This window comes from Bradyrhizobium septentrionale, from assembly GCF_011516645.4.
GTDB lineage: Bacteria > Pseudomonadota > Alphaproteobacteria > Rhizobiales > Xanthobacteraceae > Bradyrhizobium > Bradyrhizobium septentrionale.
The window spans coordinates 825,416-847,027 of sequence record NZ_CP088285.1; the positions used below are offsets into that span (position 1 = coordinate 825,416).

Here is a 21,612-nt window from a genome sequence, read left to right on the forward strand (position 1 = left end):
TCCAACAGAGGATACTCACATGCCGCAGCCCGATCCATTTTCCACATCCCCCGTGCTGCTCGGCGGCGAGAACCGGTCGGGCACGACCTTGTTGAGCGTGGTGCTTGACTCGCATCTTGATCTGGTAGCCGGGCCGGAGATCGACTTCCTTGAGCCGCCCAATCTCGGCCCGCACATTCTACATGCGACGGACCTGCTTGCCGCTGGAGATCCGCGGGTCACGGGCACGACCAAGAGCGCGATCGATCCGTTCTGGTACGACGGCGTGCATTTTGTGGTGCAATGCCGCCGGTTCGGTCTGGACGTCAATGACCTGCGCGAGCTCGTCAGCAAGGTCATGCTCGATTTGGGCAGCGACATTGTTTCACTCACCGACCGATGCAAGCTAATCAACGAGATGGGCGAGTTGCGCAGGACGCGCAGCGGCGCTCGGCGCTGGGGATTGAAAACCGCAGCGCAAGATCGCCCAGATCGACGACTTCGCCAGGCTATGGCCGCACGCGCATTTCGTGCATATCGTGCGCGACGGGCGCGACGTTGCTGCCTCGCATCTGAAAACCGTTCCTGATTGGGGGTACCGGACTGTGGCCGAGGCCGCGTGCGGCTGGTTTGACGTGGTATCCCGGCCGCATCAGATCGTGCCGCCCGGTCGCTATCTGGAGGTGCGTTACGAGGATCTTGTGGGCAGTCCTCGGCCCACGCTGACCCGAATCCTGGACCATCTCGGCTTGCCTTGGGACGAGGCCGTGCTGCGTCACGCCGAATACGAGCACGCATTGTTCGAACAACCGCACGGCCACCCGGCGGCCGAGGCTGCGGGAAAGCCGCTGCACCAAGGCCGGGTGGGTCGTTACACCAAGGATCTGACGCGAGCCCAGATTGCGAAGTTCGAGCAGATCGCCGGAAGTGAGCTGGTCCGCCTCGGCTATTTGCCGCTTGCAAGCCCGTCTGGCGACGCGTGAGTCGCCGGAACTGTTCCGCCGTGATTGGCGGGTTGCCGCGCAGCTATCTTGCGCTGCTGGTCGGCCAGACCATTTCGCTGCTGGGCTCCAACGTCACCATGCTGGCGCTACCGCTGACCGCAATCACCCCCCTGGACGCGGGACCGGCGCAGACGGGGGTGCTGCTGGCCTGCAGTCGGGCGCCGTGTCTGATGCTGAGCCTGTTCGCCGGAGTCATCGTGGACCGTCTCCCGCACCGACGAATCCTTTTGACCGCCAACGTCGTGATGGCGGCAACACTGGCGACGATTCCGTTGTCCGTGGGCCTTGGACATCTTGGAATGGTCCAGCTGTACGCGACCAGCCTGCTGGTTGGGGGTGTCGCGGTGATCGCCGACCTGGCATATCTGGCGTGCATACCGATAGTGGTAGACCGCTCCCGGCTGGTGCGGGCGCAGAGTTCATTGGAGCTCAGCCAGGCGATCGCGATGGCGGCAGGTCCATTCCTGGCCGGCTGGCTCGTCAACGCGCTCTCCGCACCGACCGCGATCCTGGCAGACTCTGTCTCGTTTCTGCTTGCCGCCGCGTTGCTGTTGCTGGTGCCGATGCGGTCCGCTGGGCGCTCAACAGCCGCCTCGTGCGCGGTACTCTGCCAAGTGGCTGAGGGGCTGGCGGGCGTGTTCGGCAATCCGATCTTGAGGGCGGTCACTTTAGCCACCGCCACGTTAATCTTTTGCCATACCGCATATTCTGCAGCCTTTCTGTTGCATCTGACCAAGGATCTCGGATTCGACAGCCGGATCGTCGGCGTGGTGCTCGGAACCGGCGCGCTTGGTGGTGTGGTCGGCGCGGCTAGCTCGCCCTCGGCCGGCCGGGCAATCGGCATCGGCCCGGTGTTAATGGTCGGTTTGGCCGTGAGCACCGTGGGCATGAGTTTGGCCACCCTGATCACCGAACCCCGGTGGGCCGCGGTGGCATGCGTTTCGCTCTCCCAATTCATTCTGTGGATCGGCCAGGGGATCTACAATGTGCAGCAGGTTCCCCTTCGATACGCGTTGGTCGCGCAACGCTTGCAAGGCCGGGCCAATGCGAGCATCCGCAGCGTGGTGTGGGGACTGGCGTCATTGGGTGCGCTGGCCGGTGGCGCAGTCGCTGCGGCAACAGGCTTACGCATTACGTTGCTTGCGAGCAGCCTGCTTGGCGCCGCCTCGATAGTTTGGATTTGGCGCTCCCCGCTGCGCCGCACGCGCAGCTTGCGTGTGTAACCGACACGACGGACCGGCGCATCACATCAAAGAATTTGGCGATCTTGATCGGCAACCGGGTCGGCTGACGGTGTGGCGGATCAACATTCCCGCCCCTGTCAGCTAGCGGGCCGACGCGCGCGTCCGTCTTTTGTTCTGGAGAGGCCTTCGATCTGCTCGGCCTCGCACTTCGCGACCGTTTCATGGTGTCCTGTATGGACAATCCGAGGGGGCGCCCGATCGGATTGCTTGCCGCGCTGGAGCGCCGGTTTTTGATTGGCCGCGATTCTGATGCCCGCGAGACATACCTGTGGACCAGTCACTAACAGAAGCTGCGTGAACTTCCGCCCACCCCGGCACCGCCACGGCACGAACGGCGATGGATCGCTATCTCGCCGAAGTGGCAGCGCAGGTCCATCTGATCAGCGACCCTGATGGCGGCCGCCACGACTCTCAATGTACTAACCTAGAGCAGCTGTGAGCGAGCTTTCCGGCGCCAAGGACCAGCGCGTATTGCACGCGTCGCAACACAACGCTCAGAGCCAAAGCCGGTGCTTTGGAATCCATTGATGCTGTATGGACACTAACAGGCCGGGGCGCCGAGGCGATGTCGGATCCGCAACAACCACGAACCTAGAGCGGGATGAGTATTGGTTGAATCGGATCGCCGCGGTTGCGGTTCACCTCTCCCCGTCGGGGAGAGGTCGGATTGCGCTCGGCGATGCGAAGCATCGTCCGGTGCAATCCGGGTGAGGGCTCTTGGCTCTCTCGGTAGACCGCAACCCCTCACCCGATTTGCTACGCAAATCGACCTCTCCCAAGGGAGCGGTGAACTTTCGACGCCGCTCCAGCTCAACCTAATCTCATCATGCTCTAGCATTCTCAGATCCGTAGGCTATTTGGATCGAGCTGATGGCACGGTCGTTGCAAAACCCTCGCTCAACATTTGCCTCTGTACAGCAGACTGAATGGTTCCCGCCAGGATCATGAGCGAGACGGCAGGACTGAAACAACCGCGAGAAAGAAGCTAACCAACGGAGACGATCGTGCGACAAACTGCATCCGGCGGGGAACAACGACCCTTTTTACCGATCTCACGTCTTCCTATCTGCGGTGTTGACCGGATCGAACGCCGATGCTTCAGCCCGTCTTCGCATTGGAGCAATTAGAGCAAGGTTGACCGGGTGACAACACTGGCGCGGCTCAAGGAACTACGAGACATGATGCAGCTGCTTTGGCAGTTGTTCGAATCCGTGCAGCAGCTTCCTAGAGGCCCAGAGCATACAGCAGCCGTTCAGACGCTTAAACAGTATGAGCGCCGGCTGATGGAGCTGATTCAAGCATCTGAAACGGCTCGCGCGGCTATCCGCGACGTCACTCCCAGCGCCGATATATCAAAATAGCGATTATCAGCAACTCAGCAATTCTCACGGGAGTCTCATGCATCTCCCGTCCGTAAGCCCGTGCAACGGCAACAACCGAGAACGTCAAAGGACATGTAGCGAGCGAAGCCACGAGGCAACGAGCCCGCTTGCCCGATCGATCGCTGTTACACAACAATGTGCTACATAAATCTGGGGCAAGCTCTTTCACCGACGAACGGGGCTGCCGGATATGGCAGCTAGAATTGCGTATTTTTCAGCAATACGTCACCCTCCACTTCGCGGGGATAATGAGCCGCCACTTCGAATGATGGTAATAGGTCGAGAATGGCTTGCAGGGACAGCTGCCCCTCGTAGAGCTCGCGATCGCTATATTCCGTGTAGATGAAGCGCGTGTTGCTTAACGTCTGCACGCCACCGGCGATGACATCGGCCTCGGCTCCTTGAACGTCCATCCAGATGAAATCGACCGTGTTCAGTCCAGCTTCGCTGCACCAATCGTCGAGCCGTCGAGTTTCAACCGAGAAGGGACGGTCGAAGCGAACCCAATCATACTCGGTAAGATGGTTCTTCGGGCGGCGTATTGAGCCAGAGAGGTCCCATTCCTTTGCATCTCCATCTGCATTGCTTGGATGGAAGTCGATCGTCCCGTTTCGTTCGCTGATCGCAATTTCAAGCAGCTTCACCTTATCGAGATGTGGACCGAGCTTCTTCTTGAAACGCGCGATCGCTCGGGGGTCCGGCTCAAAGCAGTAAAGCTGAGCTTGTGGGCACAGGGTGAGAAAATGTGCCGTATCGGTTCCGTCATTGCAGCCGATATCCAAGATCACTGGATTGGACATCCCAAGAAGTGATAGAATATGCTGATGTACGTCCACAGAAGACACGGGTTGTTTTTCCATTGGAACTCCGTTGACACTTTGTCCTAGACGCGCAATCACACGTCAGACATCCCAGCACAACGTATATCAACGTATATAATTCATATGCCGGCGCGCGAGCAGTCGCGGATGCCGCTCTCTTTCGCTCGAGCGTGGCGAGGGATGATGCTGCCGCCACTGCCGGCTTGTCTTGCGAAGCGGGCCGCGGCGTGCTCTCGAGGGCGCCATCTGGAACGCGATCTTCGCGGTGGCATAGGCGATTTGCGAGTGGCCCTTTGACCACTGCATCGCGATCTGGCTTCGCAAGGCGATAAAGACCCGCGCCGAACGGATTGTGGTCTGATTGTCACCAGTCTTGATACCACCTTCGGGCACCAGGTACCGGGAGCGGCCACGGGCGACTGCGGCCGCTCCAGGAAAGGCTACTGATCGACGTTCACTCCGCATAGATGATAATTGTGATGAACTGAACGAGCGTCGGCCTCCGTTCGAACGGTATCGGGCGATCACCAGCATGCGATCGAAGAAATTGGCAAGGTAAAGCCTGCCTTGACCCTATCCATAACCACCATGGTTTCGAAGCGCTCTATGTCCGGATTTTCATGAGAGAGGCGGCGGGTAAATTGCTCGTACTCCTCCAGATTATCTGCGGTAACGAGCAGGACGAAGTGGGCCTGACCGGTGACATAGAATCCGCTCATCACCTCAGTCATTTTGCAGATTGTGCGCTTGAAGCGATCAACGATGTCGGCTCGATTCCGGTGAAGTGAGACGAGGACCAGCAGGGTCACGTTTGGTCCGATTGCTTTCGGAGAAATGATTGAGACGTCCGCTTCGATTACGCGCAGTGCTCGCAGGCGCTTCAGTCGGCGCTGAACGCCAGAGGCCGACAACCCGACCTTCGCGCCGAGTATTTCACTGCTCAGACGGTTGTTTCTTTGCAGTAAGTCAAGAAGGCGGGCATCAGTTCTGTCAAGTTTCATGGTTCTGGCGGGATCAACGGGCGAGCAGGTTTTTCCACGACCAAACCCGGCCCCTCGCTTGAGCCCTGCCCTTCCAATACGTGATCAGATCGTTCAAGCGGGGAGCGGTAGGGCGTCAGACCAGCTCGGCTCGCACGCCCGCTCGCTTTGTTGATTTTCGAGCGACGAGCTTGCTCAGCCAGCTGCGGTCGGCTTGCCGGCGGGCGCGCAGGCGATCGAGGCACTTCCTTGAACAAAGAGAGGTCCGCCATGAGTAGTACCGGACCAGTCCGAACTGACCATTACAGACGGCGCATCGTTTGACGATGCTAATTCCGAGAGTTTCAGAGCAGTAGCGCATTGTTGTCTCTTCGTGCCTTGCCCGACTGATCTCCCTTCACACCCATTGCGTACATGATGCGCTCTATCGCAGACCTTTTCACCGCAGCGCCGGTTTAGACATCGCGAGACCAAGATGCTGCGATGACCAAGCTTCGGACGCGCCGCACCTTGCTTCAATACATCAGTTGACCGATTTTGCGAAGCCAGTAGCAGCGCCGCACAGGACGGACTGCGCTGGCGAACAGCTTGTCTCGCCCAATGCGCGCGTGTAACGCCCGCTCTATTCGCCTGGCGAGGACGTCGTCGAACAGCTGGTGAGCTAGTGGGAAAGCCCATCTCGGACAACCGACCTAACCTTCGACGGCCCCGGGCAGTCCAATAGCCGGTGCGAACGAATATTAACTGTCGTAAGCTGGCTAAAACAACGAGCCGCTAGGAGCGCTGAGAGCAACAAGGCGGCGCGACAGCCGCCCAAAACGCAACGTAACATCGACCGAGCGTGACCGGCTGGCTCCTTCCGCAATGATATCTTAAGGGGGACTCGGTGAGAGCACATTTAGAGAGCTCGGTGATCGTTCCGTGGGATGCGGCATCCGTCGATCCACGCGCGCAACTGATTGATAGGACCTTGGTGCAGTGTTCCGCTTTTACTTTGAGTACTTGGGATCCGCTATCGCAGACTCATCTGCATCAGACACTCGCAAGTGACGGTTACTCCGAGAAGCTGCTCGATCACATCAATGATGATTTCGTCAAAGACAATCCTGCCTTCACCATTGCGCATCAGGATGATCCGCGCTCGCTCAGGTGGCGCGATTGTGAGCGAGACTGGAACCTTTGGTTTCCCGAGACTCTGACGGCGCGCGAATTTCTCATTCCATCGGTACGAGGGCTCGACGATGTGCTTGCGGTTGTCGGACTGCCGCTACGTCGGTGCTTTCCAATGAAGTGGACTACATCAGCGGAGGCAACGGATGAGCCCAAGGACATCACTCAGCGATTTCGTCCCATTCTGGCCGAGCTCTGCGACCGGCTGAGAACGCCCCCTCTACTCGCAGGAGGCGTGGCTCCTAACTCGTTTGCGTTGGTGATTTCTTCAAGTGGCGCCGCTTTCAACTTGCTGGCACGTGCAGCGGGTCGACATCTGGGCGAAGGGGGTGCAAACTGCTCGCGGAAATGCTTAGGCACTGGGCCCCGCGACGCTTCCTGTGGAGCGATGACAGCGGCCAATGCCATCACGTCTCAATTATACCCTGCCAGCATACCATGGTCGTGGTCACCGAGGAGCAGATTTCGTGGCCATACGATCTCTCGCTCAGAGAGATCCAAGTGTTGCATCTGGTTGCAACCGGCGCGTCAAATCCGCAAATCGCACAGCAGATGTTCGTCTCGCCGCGCACGGACCGATCGTCAGATCGAGCGCGCCTGAAACGCATTTTGCCGACTGCATCGCCCCGCTTGCAAATAGGGGGCCGGCTGAAGTTGCTTATGGCTCTCTCAGCCCACAAAACACGCGAGAACACGCTGCTCCAGGGCGCGTATTGCCAAGGCGTTGCCATCTTTCACCATACACGAGGGAGGAACTCCCGCAGCACAGTTGAATCGGCGTGGGTGGAGCGAGCGTCGACGACGGATCGGGCCAATGCGGGCCGACCATCAGCTCCGCTTGGCATCGCCGCAGATTGCAGCCGTGCAACGCAGAACACGCATTCGCCCGAGAGCACCAAAATCCCGCGTGCAAAGCAGCACAGCGGTGTCAGCTCGAGGACGATCATCAGCCGCTGTTGCTCACTGCCTCAGCGCGTCGATTTGACTCTTGGTCGTCCCTGGCGCAACGACTAAATGGCTTACGTCCTGAGTCGCAATTTGCCATTTAGCCTTGATACACTCATCGACAGCAGGAAAGACGACCGTAAGCGCATTAGGATTACGCCAGGCGCTGACGCCTCGGGCATTGAGTTCCCTGGCTGCATAGGCGGCAAGCTGTTCGCATTCAACAAACATTTGTTTGATGCCCTCGACACCCAGACGACGGATCGCATACCAAAGGATGATCGGTGTATAGGCATTACGCGAGCCACTCAAGGTCGCGTCGAAGCTCCCGATGTAATCGATAGAACGCTCGATACGCTGAGCATGAATTTTACGCTAGAGAACGATACCGCAGGGCCTTGGCGCGCCAAGGAACTCATGTCCGCTGACCGTAACCGAGTCCGCTCCATCCGCGAAATCGACATGCGGCCTCGGGCTCAAGAGAGCCGCGTATGCCCCGCATAGTGCCGCGTCGGAGTGAACGTAGATAGCGTCAATACCGACATCGCGAAGCACGGCGCGTATCTTGAGCGTATCGTCCCTGCCTTCCTTCATGGTGGTGCCTATGTTTGCCACCACGACGGCGGGCCTTTCACGAGCCGCTTCCTGCGCCAGATGGTCATAGCTGATCTCTCCATTTGGCTGCGAACGAACCACGCGGTGCTCAACCCCGAGCAGAGCTCACGCTGTAATGGGTATCAGACGAGAAATACGTCACAGCATCCGGATAGAGCTCACGGGCGAGATTGTCCGTCGTCAGATAATTTGAGACTAATCAGGCTTTTCGAGAAGGGAGGCTCTGGCTCATCTGTTGTTGGAGTTTAAGCGGCCTGCAGTTGGTGCTGCAAGCGGCGGTTTGCGATGGTCTCACGCTTGATGCGCTGTCGTTCGGTTAGGATGGTCTCGGCTCTGCCGAAGTAGACGTCAGCCGGGGTCAGGTTTTTGATGCTCTCATGATAGCGGACGTGGTTGTAATGCTCGACGAAGGCGCCGATCTGCCGTTCGAGGTGGTGAGGTAGATAATAGTTCTCGAGCAGAATGCGGTTCTTCAGGGTCTGATGCCAGCGCTCGATCTTTCCCTGGGTTTGGGGATGATACGGAGCGCCGCGCACGTGCTGCATGCCCTTGTGTTCGAGCCACCTGGCCAGATCGTCCGCGACGTAACTCGAACCATTGTCGCTGAGAAGCCTCGGCCGGTGCGCGACGGTGATGTGGTCAAGGCCGGAGGCCGCGAGTGCCTGGTCGAGTGTGGCCGTGACGTCGGAGGCACACATCGTGGGACCAAGCCTCCAGGCGACGATGTAACGCGAGAAGTCATCGAGCACGGTCGACAGGTAGTACCAGCCCCAGCCGGTGATCTTGAGGTAGGTAAAGTCGGTCTGCCAGAGCTGGTTGATGGCGGTGGTCTTGTCCTTGAACTCGTTCGCCGCCTTGATCACCACATAGGCGGGGCTGGTGATGAGGTCATGCGCCTTCAGCAGCCGATAGACCGATGCCTCGGAGACAAAATACTTCCGTTCGTCGGTGAACCGCACGGCCAGCTCGCGCGGCGACAGCTCGGGCAGCTCCAGCGCCAGGTCGATGATCTGGCCCCGCACATCGTCGGGGATGCGATTCCATATCCGGTCAGGTCGAGACCGGTGGTCAGCCAGCGCCTCGACGCCGCCATCACGATAGCGATCATACCATCTATAAAACGTGGCGCGTGGGATCCCGAGCTTGTCCAGCGTGCGCTTGGCCGGCAGGTGCGACTGCTCGACCAACTGGATGATCTCGGCCTTCTCGGACGCAGGATATCTCATGCCTCGTCCTCCCCATCCCCGTTCATGCTTTTTTTGAGTAGGCGGTTCTCAAGGGTGAGGTCGGCCACGACTTCCTTCAATGCGGCCGTCTCACGACGGAGATCCGTCACCTCGCCGGAGGTCGCCGCACGCGCCGTATCGCCCGCCAGGCGGCGCTTACCGGCTTCGAGGAACTCCTTCGACCAGCCGTAATACATTGAGGCGGCAATGCCCTCACGCCGGCAGAGCTCGGAGATGTTCTCCTCGCCCCGCAGTCCTTCCAGCACGATGCGGATCTTCTCTTCCGCCGAATACTGCCGGCGGGTCTGGCGCCGAATGTCCCTTAGTACCTGTTCTGCCGGCGCTTTGCCCGGTCCGGATTTCTGCTTCATCTTCGCTCCTGGTGGCTACGATGAACCAGAAATCCTCCCTCCGCAAAATCCTTCAATTTGTCTCACACGCCCTGACGGCAAACAGGGCGAGATAAAGACCGTGGATGTTACCTTCCGTCCCTCCGTTGGTGATGTAGCCCCGAAATTCCCGCGGTGCTCGAAACAGCTCGGCGAAGAATTCGATAACTTCCCGTTCCAGGGTATGCGGGTTGACGCGATAGGTTCCTGGTTCGAACGGGTCTCCAAGGTTGTTGTCTGTGAACTTCAAGAAGCGCCATAAGGGTTCATAGTCGATCCCCTCGCGAACGGGTATCCCAGAAAGCATTCATTTGCCTCCTGCATCGTGGAGAACAGTTCGTCCACTTTTTTGATATACTGGGATTGCAACATGACGAGCGCGTCTTGCAGGGGCCGAACTCGGCGGCCCTGCGATCTATTCGGATCCTGATTCATGGGTAGAACAAAGCTTCTGCCCGGCCCGGCCCGCGCGTACGGTCCATCAAGACTGACGGCGCACCATCGGGAAAATGGGCGGCGAACTGCCGACCTGAACCTCACCCACGATCTTCCATCCCAGCCGCTCATACAGACGTGCCGACCCGAGACTGGTGGCCTCGTTGAATGCCAAGCCTTTCGCCTCGTCCAGGATTGCAAGGCCGTATTGGAAAAGACGGCCGCCCCGGCCCGATCCTTGATGCATGGGATCGATGCCCAGCATGGTGAAATACCAGTGTGGCTCCGCGGGGTGATACTTGCCGAACTCCTCGAATAGCACCTTTCTGGCCGTCTTCGAGATACGCGCCACTTCCATCGATGTAGGGATCGCCGGCGTAGTATTCCAGGAAGCCGGCGAAATGGCGAAAGTAGCGCTCCCGTTCTGGATATAGCCATCTCAGCAGCAGGCAGGTCGTAAAGGCTGTCGTCAGAACGGCAATGACCTTCGGACGGTCGGCAGGGCCGACGATCTTGATAGACCCGTTCTCTTTTGACGCGGACTGCATGATTGCTCCTTCCAAATCCGTCCAAGCGGTTTCGATGCCAAAGCCCAACAGCGCAGAGCCGCGGATCACGAGGGTTGGCACTCGAGTGCCCTGCCAATCGTGAGCCTGCATGCATCGGACTCCTCTGACCAGCCTGACTTGCCGCTGACCCAAGCCTGCATGATTTAGGCCAAGGCGTGACGATCGATGCTGGTGCTTTGACGAGATGCAATGTCACTTTCACGACAGCTTGACGGGCTGGGTACGCCAGCGCGTTTGCTTCCGGACGAACATACGCGCAGGCCAAGTGTACGATTTAGCAGAACTGCAGGCAGGATCAATCAGCTCATCTTTGGCCTGCCTCTTGCTATAAAGGCGCTGTTCGCAATGTGCCTATCTCCAACCCGTTCAAATGCTCAGGAGGCCTGCATGAATTTCCGTCCGCTTCACGATCGCGTCGTGGTCAAACGCATCGACGCAGAAGAGAAGACCGCTGGCGGTATCATCCTTCCCGACACAGCCAAGGAAAAGCCCTCGCAAGGCGAAGTTATCGCCGTTGGCCCGGGTGGCCGTGACGAGACCGGCAAGCTGATCCCGATCGACGTGCAGGTCGGCGACCGCGTGCTGTTCGGCAAGTGGTCGGGCACCGAGGTCAAGATCGACAGCCAAGAGCTATTGATCATGAAGGAAAGCGATGTCATGGGCGTTCTTACCGACGTGTTCTCAAGAAAGAAGGCCGCCTAGTTCATCGTTCACACTGCTTATCCCCGAAGAGTGCCGGCCGGGCGCCCCGAAGGTCGAAATACAACTGAAGGAATCATTATGTCAGCCAAAGAGGTCAAATTCGGCGTAGAAGCGCGCGATCGCATGCTTCGGGGTGTCGATATCCTCGCCAACGCCGTTCAGGTCACGCTCGGTCCGAAGGGCCGCAACGTGGTGCTCGAGAAGTCGTTCGGCGCTCCGCGCATCACCAAGGATGGGGTCGCGGTCGCCAAGGAGGTGGAGCTGGAGGAAAAGTTCGAGAATATGGGCGCGCAGATGGTGCGCGAGGTCGCCGCCAAAGCCGCTGACGCGGCCGGAGATGGCACCACGACCGCGACCGTGCTTGCGGCTGCCATCGTTCGCGAAGGCGCCAAGTCGGTTGCCGCCGGCATGAACCCGATGGACCTGAAGCGCGGTATCGACCTCGCGGTCGAAGCCGTCGTTGCGGACCTCCAGAAAAACTCGAAGAAGGTCACCTCGAACGAGGAGATCGCCCAGGTCGGCACCATCTCGGCCAACGGCGATGCCGAGATCGGCAAGTTCCTCGCCGACGCCATGAAGAAGGTCGGCAACGAGGGCGTGATCACGGTCGAGGAAGCCAAGTCGCTCGAGACCGAGCTCGACGTCGTCGAGGGCATGCAGTTCGATCGCGGCTACATCTCGCCCTACTTCGTCACCAACGCCGACAAGATGCGCGTGGAAATGGACGACGCCTACATCCTGATTAACGAGAAGAAGCTCTCCTCGCTGAACGAGCTGCTGCCGCTGCTCGAGGCCGTGGTGCAGACCGGAAAGCCGCTGGTCATCGTCGCTGAAGACGTCGAAGGCGAAGCCCTCGCCACCCTCGTCGTCAACCGCCTGCGCGGCGGCCTGAAGGTCGCGGCCGTCAAGGCTCCGGGCTTCGGCGATCGCCGCAAGGCCATGCTGCAGGACATCGCGATCCTGACCGGCGGCCAGGCCATCTCGGAAGACCTCGGCATCAAGCTCGAGAATGTCACGCTGCAGATGCTCGGCCGCGCCAAGAAGGTGATGATCGAGAAGGAGAACACCACGATCGTCAACGGCGCCGGCAAGAAGGCCGACATCGACGCCCGCATTGCCCAGATCAAAGCGCAGATCGAGGAGACCACCTCGGACTATGACCGTGAGAGGCTGCAGGAGCGTCTGGCCAAGCTTGCGGGCGGCGTAGCAGTAATCCGCGTCGGCGGCGCGACCGAAGTCGAAGTGAAGGAGCGCAAGGATCGCGTTGATGACGCGATGCACGCCACACGCGCGGCCGTCGAGGAAGGTATTTTGCCTGGCGGGGGCGTCGCCCTGCTCCGAGCGTCCGGGCAACTCAAGGGCCTGAGCACCAAGAACGACGACCAGAAGACCGGCGTCGAGATCGTGCGCAAGGCGCTGTCCTGGCCTGCCCGCCTGATCGCGATCAATGCTGGCGAAGACGGCTCGGTCGTGGTCGGCAAAGTGCTCGAGAAGGATCAATATTCTTTCGGCTTCGATGCGCAGACCGGCGAATACAGCAATCTTGTCTCCAAGGGCATCATCGACCCGACCAAGGTCGTGCGCATCGCAGTTCAGAACGCCGCCTCGGTTGCTGCACTCCTGATTACCACGGAAGCGATGGTCGCCGAGCTGCCGAAGAAGGCTGCGGCCGGGCCCGCAATGCCCCCGGGCGGGGGCATGGGCGGCATGGACTTCTGATCCAGCCTCTCTCGGCAGCCATGACTGGCAGAACCCTGGCAGCAATGCCGGGGTTCTTGCGGCTTCGGTCGGGCTTGCAATGATCCTCAGCCCTTGCGAGCTTCGAACTGGATCGGCAGCTTGCGCCGAGATACTCAAGATCAATTGGGGACGCTTTTGAGTCGCTTACGAAAATTCATTGAGCAAGGCCAATCTGGCGAGGGGCGATGCGCGTACGCTTTCGAATCCGCCACCCTGCCACCGCCTCGCGGAGGCATGACTTGGCATCCCGTTACGGATTTCAGCGCGGCGGAGGAGATTTTGCTGGATCCCAGGCTTAAAGAGGTCTTCGAGACCGCACTCGAAAAGGGCGACGCGGTGGTGTCCGCAAACAAAGATGAGCTGCAATGCAGCAAACGATCTCCTTGGATCATCAGCCTAAGGCACGATGGGAATATCCTGCCTTATTCTTATCACTCCTGCTCCGGCAGGGGCCGGCAGATGGCGGAGATTGAAAGATCGATTTGGCTGGGACAGGCCAGTGCTGGCGATCGCACTTCTCCATCAGCTGTGATCTGCAGTGCGTGTTTGCATGTCCTAACCCGTCCTATTCGTGAGAGTGCTTTTTGTAGTCCGCTTGATGTGGCCGCACATCTGCTCTGACAAGGCGCGCGGGATTGCCTTCGGCTTTTCACCGCCTGACGACCCGTACTTTGCAACGCGCTTGAGGTGTAGGTTGGGCGAACGGGGGGCGGACGCCCCGCCGGTCAAGGACCGAGCGGCAGCAGCGCGCCTGGCAAGCCGCGGATCAGGTCGGCTTCGGGACATGCCGCGGCAAACGCAAGGCGAATGCGGCTCGTGGTCTCGACGACACGGGCGGCGATTTTCAAGAGACGAAGACGCAGCGTCGCGAACTCGGCTGTGGCCAATTCCCGGGCTTTGGGAATCGCGTCGCGCACGGTCAGCATCAGCCAATAAGCGGCGGTGTGGAGAACGAGGCGGACTTGATTGGCGAGCGCCGAGCGGCAGCTGGTGCGGTCGGAGGCGAGCTGTGTCTTATGCAGCTTGATCAGATTCTCGGCTTGGCCGCGCGCGCAATACAGGCTGTCGTAGATCCACTCGGCCGAGCCGACATCGAGGCTGGTGACGACGAAACGGATGTCGAGGCCGAGCATCGTCGCCTCAATACGGGCGACGGTACGCCGTTCGCGATCCCAGGACTTTGCCTTGTGGCGCGTCTCGGTATAGCCACGCAGAACCGGCAGGTTCTCGATGGCGCGTCGCGTGCGGATGTCGTCGGCGGCCTCGTCGACTTTTCTGGCGAGCGGCTTGGTGCCGGACAGACCGAAGATGTAGTCGATGCCGTTGGTCTCGCACCACGCCATTGCCTCCGGCCGAGCATAGTGCGCCCGTCGCCACGGAACGTAATTCGCGTGTTGTGCCACCGCGTCCGGATATGCCGTATCAGGCGGCGCAGATGGGCACGCACCTCGACGCCGCCCGGCGTCTTGCCGGGCCGCAGCACGACCGCCACGGGCCGGCTCTTCTCCGTGTCGTAGACGTGGATCGGCAGGAAGCAGCGTTCGTCATAATGAGCGTTGAACAGCGAGAGCTGCTGATGGCCGTGGACGACATCGCAGGTATCATCGATGTCAAGCGTGACGGATGCCGGCTCGCGCGGGTAGCTATCCATCCATGCGTCGACCAAAGTGTAGGTCAGTCGGATCACGTCGCGCAGGCGCGGAGCATTCTCCAGCCGCGACAGCGTCGGTTGGGAACACAGATCGCGACCCGTCTCCGGCAGCCGTCCGCAGGCCAGCTTGAATGCGGGATCGGACCGCAGATGATCGAGGTCGTCGGCGTCCTCGTAGCCGCAGCAGATCGCGAACATGCGCGCGCGGAACATATCGACAAGGCTGTGCACGACCCGCGTCGGATCGCGCCGATCCGGGAACACCCGGGCCAAATTGTCGGCCAAGCCGAGACGCCGCTCGGCCATCGCCAGAAGCATCACGCCCCCGTTCGAGGTCAGCCGACCGCCATCGAAGGCAGCTGTGACTTTCTTGGCGTGAACGGCTGGAAACGAGAAGGGCGGAATCGTATCGTCGGTCATGGCGGGCGTGGTGTTCGCGGCTGAAGGTGATGGGGTTGGCTTTGCAACCGAATCCTACGCCGCATCAGCGCTTTACACCACGCTCGCCAGCCTCTCAGGCGCCCTCTGACGAATAAGACGGGCTAACCAGTCGTCGGTTAAGAAGCCGATTTGAGTGGTGTGCGGTGGCTGGTGACTGAGAAGAAGGCAGCCAGGAAGAGGTACCAAAGAGCCCTTAGCCAGGCGAGGATGCGGCGGAAGTTGTAACCGACGGCGGAGAGGATGACGTTGGCGGCATCGCCGGCGCGGCCTTTGAGGTAGCAGCGGCCGAGGTGTCCGTCAGCCTTCAAATGGCCGATCACGGGCTCGATAGCGGAGCGGCGCCGCAGCTGGCGCTTGATAGTGCCGAAGACGCCGCGCTTCTGGCCGGAGATGAAGACGCGGCGCGGGTTCTGTGCGTCATGGCCGCGGTATCCCTTGTCGACAACGGCGCACTCGATCGCGCAGCCGTTGAGTGTCTCGGTTCGGTCGATGACGTCCCGCAGGGTGTGACCGTCGTAAGGGTTATCGGGCAGCGCCTTGGCGTGCAGCACGAACTGGCCGCCGGGAGCAGGCCGGTTGTTGGTGACGATGGAAGCCTTCACGCCGAACTCGTAAGGCGCGCTGGCCTTGCCCTTGCCGATGCACTCCACCTCGGGGGCATGGAAGGAATACAGCTTCCAGCCGCGCTGGCGCTGCTGCTGCGAGCGGATCTGCGTGGCCCGGCTCAACGGGAGTGCGAACGCCTCTTCGAGCGCATCCTGGCCTTCGATCTTGCGGCGGATGTCGCGGATGATCCGGCCCAGGCGGCTGCGCAGGATGCGCAACTGCCGCTGGTGCCGCTTGAACTGTTTGGCATGGGCGTAGCGTCCCGCCATCATCGCGGTGGCCTTGGCGATCCGAGAATAGGATTGCCGCAGCCGCACTCCGTGCTTCCTCGCTAGGCGGTTGAGCCCCTGGATCGCCGCATGCAGCAGCTTGGCATCGGTCGGAAAGGTGATGGCCTTCGGCTGCACCGTGGTGTCGACCGTGACCCGCTCAAGGTCCTTGCCGCGTAACGCGCCGACGTCGTGCGCCACCCGCAGGCTCTCGGCCAATAGCAGTTCCAGTCTGTCGCCGAGCCGCTTGCGCCAATGGCTCAGGTCCGAGCGCTCGTGCGGGAATGCGTGCTGGAAGAACTCTTCGCCAGTGAAGTACTGGAAATACGGGTCGTGGACCCAGCGTTCGCATACCCCCTCATCGGACAGCCCGTAAATGTGCTTGAGCAACAACAGCCCGATCACGAAGCGGGTCTCAGTCCCCGGCCGGCCGTTCTCGCTGTAGAGCGGCGCGATCTCGCCGTCGATCCAGTCCCAATCGATCTTGCCGGTGAGCCGGACCAGCTCGTGCTTCAGATTGATGATCTGGTCGAGCCGCGCCCGGAAAAAATCGTTCGCTCCCGTCGTTTTGTGCTTCTTCGGCCGCATCGTGCCCTCCGATGCGGACAGGGAATCATGCTTCGCCCATCGAGGGAATCTCGAAAACGAAATTGCAAGCTTCCGATGCGCAAAACACCAAAACCTTGCAATCTCAGAACGTCATTCCAGCCAAATTACGATTCCAGATCAGTCGCCTGGAAGCTTCTTAACGGGCGACTAACCAATATTGCTTTTCCTGAAATGCAGGAAGTTGCAGACGTGAGAATACTGCGCGCCGCTCAAGCGGAAGCCACAAGCCGCTATGCGGTTCTGAAGAAATAACGGCTCGAAAGCAAATGCTCGGAAGCCGTTGGAGCAGTTCAGGCGGACGTAATCGTCGGTCCGCTCCACACTTTCAATCCCGATGCCACAAAGATCATAATATTCGCAGCGCGCCAGCGTTGCCGCCTCGTTCGTTGCAAAGAGCGACAAAGCGAGATCAAAGGGCGCTTGACACACGCGTGTTAGAAATTCCATTGGCGCATCCATCGTACCTAGAAAATTGAATGGCAGGATGCAGAGTACCTTTCCATCATATCGGCTCCTGATTTTACTGATCAGCCGCGTTCTTTTAAAGAATTTATCAGCCTCACAGCGAATAACTGCTCCTTTCCCGCTTTTTAGCCTTCGCGTGCGAGCCGGGTTTATATCGATCCCAAGGTAATCACTCGCATCGCTCTTGACTCCAATGAGGCGATAGCAGCTGCAACCTACCTCAATGACCAAATCATATCGGGCTGCGCGCAGCAGATCGGCATAAAAGCGTCGCTCAAGTTCGTGGAACTGACGCACCTTGGCGGTGAAGTAATTCGGGCGCATGAGACGCCCAGCTTCGCCATGTAGATAGATCGATCGATTGAATTGCTCGAATTCAGGAGCAGAGGAGTTCATCGGCGCCTCATGTCATTTCGCCGAGACATAGAGCCTACGGCACCGCCGCCCCATCGCTGTGGTCACCTCATCGCTCAGCATCCTGGCCGCAGATGCTAGATCCGTCACAGTCTGTTCAGGGCAGATCACGTCAACCATTGCGCCCGGAGTCGTCCAACTCTCAGGCAGATCCGTTACATCAATTGTAATAAGGTCCATCGAAACAAAGCCGACGATAGGCACACGAATACCACATATGAAGACATTCCCTCGATTGCCAAGACTACGTGGAAAGCCATCCGCATAACCGATAGAGGCGGTAGCAACACGCATCTGCCTGCTCGCTCGGTACGACCTGCAGTATCCGATCGTCTCACCAGGCTCTACTTTGCGAGATTGAACGATCTGAGTTCGCAGATGGACGACTTGCGATGGCTTGAAGCAGGGATCATCAGACGTCAAAAAGCCAAAAATTCCTCCACCTGCTCTTATGAGGTCGAAATGAAACTCGCATCCGGCAAATAGGGCAGCCGAGTTCGACAATGAGAGGATCGCTTCCGGAAACAACTGTGTGAGTTCGCGAAACCTTCTCAATTGTTGAAAACTGTCCCCGTTGCGCCATTCTGCACAGGCGAGCTGACTCATGAATAGCGCTACGGGTAATTCCGACAGTCCACTGTCGTACTCGGCGATTGCTCGCAATTCATCAACGGCAAAACCCAATCGAGCCAGTCCGGTGTCGACATGGATACCCGCTGGTAGTGCCCGATTACGCTGTCGGCAATGCTGAAGCCATGCATCCAATTGTTCCCTGCTGTTGAGGATTGGCAATAGATCATGCTGCTCGGCTGCCAGCTCCATACCTGGCATAGCGCCGTGGAGGATGTAGATCTTCGAAGATGATGGTAGCACATCGCGCAGGGCGATCCCCTCCTCCACATCGGCTACGAAAAAGTCCCTACAGCCAAGTTGAGCAAGGAAGGGCGCTATATGCTTCGCGCCGAGGCCATAGGCGTCCGCTTTGACAACCGCGCCGCATGCGCTATGCGGGGCAAGCGCCTGAACTCTCCGATAGTTCGATTGGATCGCGCCGAGATCCACAATCATGGTGGATCTCGACATATTGAAATAACCGTTGTCTGCTTCTTGGATAGAAAGCTTCGCTTCGGTATGAATCGATTCAGGCATATGCCCTTCCTCGTGTCCCGGCGCTGACATCGCGACTACGGAGAATACAAGGATCGTATTGCTTCTTCCGCACAGGCGGGCCCAAACCGAAACCCGTTACCTGCGCCGCCACCAATGACCTGAAGCCCGGCGATGGCTCGAGCTGGACGCGCGAACGGGACGGCATCGTCCGAATAGCAGTCGCAGAACACCCGTACTGACGCAATCGCCGGCACGTCCACGGAGAACCATTTCGCCAATATTGCTGTTGCGCGCGCCAAATCGTCTGAACTGACATGCAACGCGTCGCTGTCGGGCCTGACATCCCATTCCTGCGAGGTAAAGCTGAACAACCAATAGCCGTCCGCGATCATGGGAATGAGGAAAGCGTAGTCATCCAACAGGCCGATCATCGGACAGTTCGAGGAGGGACGCGCTGCGAGATGAAGGGCGACGACCTTTTTAACCCGCAACCGCGGTTCGTCTGCCAGGTGCTCGCGTAATGGTGATTCTGGAAGCCATGGACCAATTGCCAGGATAGCTCGCCGCGCCGAGATTTCGCTATCGTCCGAGGTCCGAAGAAGAAGATTACGTGGGCCCTGCCTTATCCTTTCAATAGACGTTTGCTCGAATATCGAAATACCGAGGGCCCTGAGCCGTTCGGCCAAATCCTGGACAATTAAATCGACCGGGCTATACGAGCCCCGATCGAGCGCTACAGCTATATCGTCGGCAATCTGAAAATTTGGCAGCGAGGAAAGCCTCTCGGTCAGCTCGACCGACGTTGAGGGGGTAGTGCCGCCCATGCCAGCCAGTCGCGCGAGTTCGTCCGGATTGCGGGTCAGCCAGAACACGTCACAGTCTCGGCCATTGTGCCAGCCACCACGGGGATAGATCCCACGCCAGAATTTCGAACCGCGATCAATGAGGCTCCTTTCCCCATCATTCCGACAAATGTTGATTTGGATTCCGGGAGCAAACCCGCTGGCACCTGCTCCAACGATATCTCGTTCGAAGATAACGATCCTTTGCTTCGGATCATTGCGCGCCGCGATGAAGGCGGCACTAAGACCCATGACGCCCGCGCCGATAACCGCCAGGTCATAAATCCCGCCGGTCATCGGGTTTCCCTCCAGGAGATAGACAGGGCGCTCAGAGCTTCGCAGCCGCTATTTTCCAGGTGATGAGTTCGATCAGGTCGCAGAAACACAAGGTCTCCTGCTTTCACAGCCAACTCACCATCATTGGTCACCACCCGACCGCTGCCGCCGGTAATGCGCCAGATCTCGCTGGACGGATGGGAATGCGGCGTCGACACCGCGAACGGATCAAGCCGGAATTCGATGAGTTCGACGGGACAACAAGTCGTCTGTTGATTGCCTATGCCTTTGACCTCCTGCAGCACGACGCCGGGGCTATAAGCGGTGATGTCGCCTAACGTAATCAGCTCTGCATCTTTCATAGTATACCCCGATTAAGGAAAGGCTGGTTCAAGGCTGCTGGCAACTGTTCGTCCCTTAACTGGGATCGTCCAAGCATGTGCTGCTCCACTTGACGGCGCCAGTTTCCTCGCCGCATTCGTAGGCTACGCGGCCGATGATCGAATTGAGGATTATTGAAGCGCGCCAGGGTACCAAGCTGAGGTTGGTATCAGCGATACCATGTTGAAGGCGCGCGCCGTTCTGCACATACAAACGGCATGTCTCGGGACCATCGAAATGAGCCGAAAAGTCCTTCTTGACGACGATTTCCCGAGAGCCACCGGGGGCACTCGCGACCGTCAGTCGGCCCGCGATCGGATCTAGGAACGAAGGGATCTCGGTCCGATAACCCGTGGCTAAGATGATAATGTCGGCGGCATGTTCAGAACAAATGCCTGTCGTCTGCTGACGCAAACCCACGCGAAAGGGGGACGCGCCTTGCAACTCGTCGGCTGTGGTGTCGACGCATATTTCGACCTGAGCGGGGTATGTTCCTCGGCGAAGCTCTCGATCGTAGAGGGCGTCGTAGATGGCGCGGAGCGTCACGCAGTTCACCCCGTCGCTGGCCAATGCTTGCCGCGCCAGAATTCTTTTGCGCGCCGATTCGCTCTGCTCGAAGAACCACCCACCATACCGCGGAAAGAACCATTCGTTCACGAACGGGCTATTTTCGAGCGCAAAGATATTCGCGCGGCGCGTCACCCAGGTCAGGGCTCTGAGCGCGCCGCAACCACCACGCAGGAGATGAAGGAATACCTCCGCCCCGCTCTGGCCGCCACCCACCACCATAACACGCTTGCTCGACAGCTCGCGCCGTCGCAGCAGAAGGGCACTCCCGTGGAACACCTCGTCTGGCGGTGCATTCCTGCTCCAATCAGGAATAGATGGAACGCGACCCACACCTACCACAGCTGTACAGGTTTGGTATTTGCGGTGAGTGGTTATGACGTCAAAGGAGCTGCCTCGCAGCTCGAGTGCGACGACACGTTCGCCAAACCGAACGTTCGCCAGCTTTTTTGCTGCCCATCGCAAATAGTCTTCAAATTCAGCACGGCTGACGTGGTCAAGTCCACGGACGATGGCTTGATAAAGCCGTCCTTGATCATGCAAGTAGGCGATGAAGCTGTAGGCACTGGTTGGATCCGCCGGCGTAACAAGGTCCTTTAGCGGGCTGGTTTGCATAAGGGCACCTCCTAGAAGCAGTCCGGGATGCCACTCAACCGAGTCCGATCTTTCCAGGATGTGCACAGAAATTTCCGAAACCGGGACCGCGAGCGCCGCCAGACTTAGATTTGCAGGCCCAGCACCGATCGCGACTACGTCGCGGCCAACGCCGTCCTTGATCAT

The 21,612-nt window shown here is 59.1% G+C and carries 21 protein-coding genes and 1 pseudogene; 8 read left to right on the forward strand and 14 right to left on the reverse strand.

The genetic code is table 11. The annotated features are described in order from the left end of the window. Positions 1-19: 19 nt before the first annotated feature. The 4 genes from HAP48_RS05840 to HAP48_RS05855 all read left to right on the forward strand — a co-directional run bounded on the left by HAP48_RS05840 (position 20) and on the right by HAP48_RS05855 (position 3,588). The gene (locus tag HAP48_RS05840) at positions 20-568 is read left to right on the forward strand and encodes a hypothetical protein (RefSeq protein WP_224496929.1); all 549 of its coding nucleotides are present in this window, start codon (positions 20-22) and stop codon (positions 566-568) included. After that, positions 519-962 carry a sulfotransferase family protein gene (locus HAP48_RS05845; RefSeq protein ID WP_234583949.1) on the forward strand — a complete coding sequence of 148 codons (444 nt, stop codon included), beginning with the start codon at positions 519-521 and terminating at the stop codon, positions 960-962. The genes HAP48_RS05840 and HAP48_RS05845 overlap by 50 nt, the downstream gene beginning before the upstream one ends. A gap of 32 nt (positions 963-994) precedes the next feature. Then, positions 995-2,206, forward strand: a complete 1,212-nt coding sequence (locus tag HAP48_RS05850; protein ID WP_224496930.1) for an MFS transporter — start codon at positions 995-997, stop codon at positions 2,204-2,206. Positions 2,207-3,405: 1,199 nt separating this feature from the next. Further along, positions 3,406-3,588: a hypothetical protein gene (locus HAP48_RS05855; RefSeq protein WP_166214477.1), complete on the forward strand. Its 183-nt coding sequence runs from the start codon at positions 3,406-3,408 to the stop codon at positions 3,586-3,588. A 218-nt stretch (positions 3,589-3,806) separates the two neighbouring features. Here the strand turns inward: HAP48_RS05855 and HAP48_RS05860 are convergent, their stop codons facing one another. Both HAP48_RS05860 and HAP48_RS05865 read right to left on the reverse strand, forming a co-directional pair. Continuing rightward, entirely contained in the window at positions 3,807-4,454 is a 648-nt protein-coding gene (locus HAP48_RS05860; protein WP_029084833.1) for an FkbM family methyltransferase, read from the reverse strand. 500 nt (positions 4,455-4,954) lie between these two features. Then, a complete protein-coding gene (locus HAP48_RS05865; RefSeq protein WP_029084834.1) occupies positions 4,955-5,431 on the reverse strand; it encodes an Lrp/AsnC family transcriptional regulator in 477 nt (158 codons plus the stop codon). Positions 5,432-7,018: 1,587 nt separating this feature from the next. Between HAP48_RS05865 and HAP48_RS50700 the strand changes: the two genes are divergently transcribed. Then, positions 7,019-7,594 (forward strand): LuxR C-terminal-related transcriptional regulator, encoded by a 576-nt coding sequence (locus HAP48_RS50700; RefSeq protein ID WP_166214476.1) that lies wholly within the window; start codon positions 7,019-7,021, stop codon positions 7,592-7,594. Here HAP48_RS50700 and HAP48_RS05870 read toward each other — a convergent pair. The 5 genes from HAP48_RS05870 to HAP48_RS05890 all read right to left on the reverse strand — a co-directional run bounded on the left by HAP48_RS05870 (position 7,541) and on the right by HAP48_RS05890 (position 10,548). Then, positions 7,541-7,837 carry a PLP-dependent aminotransferase family protein gene (locus HAP48_RS05870; protein WP_224497170.1) on the reverse strand — a complete coding sequence of 99 codons (297 nt, stop codon included), beginning with the start codon at positions 7,835-7,837 and terminating at the stop codon, positions 7,541-7,543. The genes HAP48_RS50700 and HAP48_RS05870 overlap by 54 nt on opposite strands. A gap of 63 nt (positions 7,838-7,900) precedes the next feature. Continuing rightward, positions 7,901-8,221, reverse strand: a complete 321-nt coding sequence (locus HAP48_RS05875; RefSeq protein WP_234583745.1) for a pyridoxal-dependent decarboxylase — start codon at positions 8,219-8,221, stop codon at positions 7,901-7,903. Between the two features lie 164 nt (positions 8,222-8,385). Then, positions 8,386-9,737 (reverse strand): IS3 family transposase gene (locus HAP48_RS05880; protein WP_166208706.1). Its coding sequence is split into 2 segments (ribosomal slippage): positions 8,386-9,401 and positions 9,401-9,737, totalling 1,353 coding nucleotides; the frame shifts between segments, so codons are not numbered across the junction. Between the two features lie 52 nt (positions 9,738-9,789). Next, positions 9,790-10,062 carry a PLP-dependent aminotransferase family protein gene (locus HAP48_RS05885; RefSeq protein ID WP_175612358.1) on the reverse strand — a complete coding sequence of 91 codons (273 nt, stop codon included), beginning with the start codon at positions 10,060-10,062 and terminating at the stop codon, positions 9,790-9,792. 174 nt (positions 10,063-10,236) lie between these two features. Next, complete coding sequence (locus HAP48_RS05890; protein ID WP_166214475.1) at positions 10,237-10,548, reverse strand: GNAT family N-acetyltransferase; 312 nt, start codon at positions 10,546-10,548, stop codon at positions 10,237-10,239. A gap of 598 nt (positions 10,549-11,146) precedes the next feature. On the opposite strand from HAP48_RS05890, the gene HAP48_RS05895 reads away from it, so the two are divergent. The 3 genes from HAP48_RS05895 (at position 11,147) to HAP48_RS05905 (ending at position 13,822) form a co-directional block, all read left to right on the forward strand. Continuing rightward, complete coding sequence (locus tag HAP48_RS05895) at positions 11,147-11,461, forward strand: co-chaperone GroES (protein WP_029084836.1); 315 nt, start codon at positions 11,147-11,149, stop codon at positions 11,459-11,461. Positions 11,462-11,539: 78 nt separating this feature from the next. Further along, positions 11,540-13,180, forward strand: a complete 1,641-nt coding sequence (gene groL, locus HAP48_RS05900) for a chaperonin GroEL (protein WP_029084837.1) — start codon at positions 11,540-11,542, stop codon at positions 13,178-13,180. A gap of 255 nt (positions 13,181-13,435) precedes the next feature. Further along, complete coding sequence (locus tag HAP48_RS05905) at positions 13,436-13,822, forward strand: hypothetical protein (protein WP_166214474.1); 387 nt, start codon at positions 13,436-13,438, stop codon at positions 13,820-13,822. A gap of 104 nt (positions 13,823-13,926) precedes the next feature. On the opposite strand, the pseudogene HAP48_RS05910 reads toward HAP48_RS05905, so the two are convergent. The 7 genes and pseudogenes from HAP48_RS05910 to HAP48_RS05940 form a co-directional block, all read right to left on the reverse strand. Then, positions 13,927-15,272: pseudogene (locus tag HAP48_RS05910) on the reverse strand (IS1380-like element ISBdi2 family transposase). Positions 15,273-15,409: 137 nt separating this feature from the next. Further along, positions 15,410-16,756: an IS5 family transposase gene (locus HAP48_RS05915; protein WP_166214473.1), complete on the reverse strand. Its 1,347-nt coding sequence runs from the start codon at positions 16,754-16,756 to the stop codon at positions 15,410-15,412. Positions 16,757-16,924: 168 nt separating this feature from the next. Next, a complete protein-coding gene (locus HAP48_RS05920; protein WP_224496931.1) occupies positions 16,925-17,638 on the reverse strand; it encodes a hypothetical protein in 714 nt (237 codons plus the stop codon). 12 nt (positions 17,639-17,650) lie between these two features. Beyond that, a complete protein-coding gene (gene alr, locus HAP48_RS05925; RefSeq protein ID WP_224496932.1) occupies positions 17,651-18,805 on the reverse strand; it encodes an alanine racemase in 1,155 nt (384 codons plus the stop codon). 35 nt (positions 18,806-18,840) lie between these two features. Continuing rightward, on the reverse strand, positions 18,841-19,905 hold the full coding sequence (locus HAP48_RS05930) for an NAD(P)/FAD-dependent oxidoreductase (protein WP_166214471.1): 1,065 nt from the start codon (positions 19,903-19,905) through the stop codon (positions 18,841-18,843). Continuing rightward, positions 19,902-20,246 (reverse strand): cupin domain-containing protein, encoded by a 345-nt coding sequence (locus HAP48_RS05935; RefSeq protein WP_165125920.1) that lies wholly within the window; start codon positions 20,244-20,246, stop codon positions 19,902-19,904. The genes HAP48_RS05930 and HAP48_RS05935 overlap by 4 nt, the downstream gene beginning before the upstream one ends. A gap of 55 nt (positions 20,247-20,301) precedes the next feature. Then, positions 20,302-21,612, reverse strand: a complete 1,311-nt coding sequence (locus HAP48_RS05940; RefSeq protein WP_166214470.1) for a lysine N(6)-hydroxylase/L-ornithine N(5)-oxygenase family protein — start codon at positions 21,610-21,612, stop codon at positions 20,302-20,304.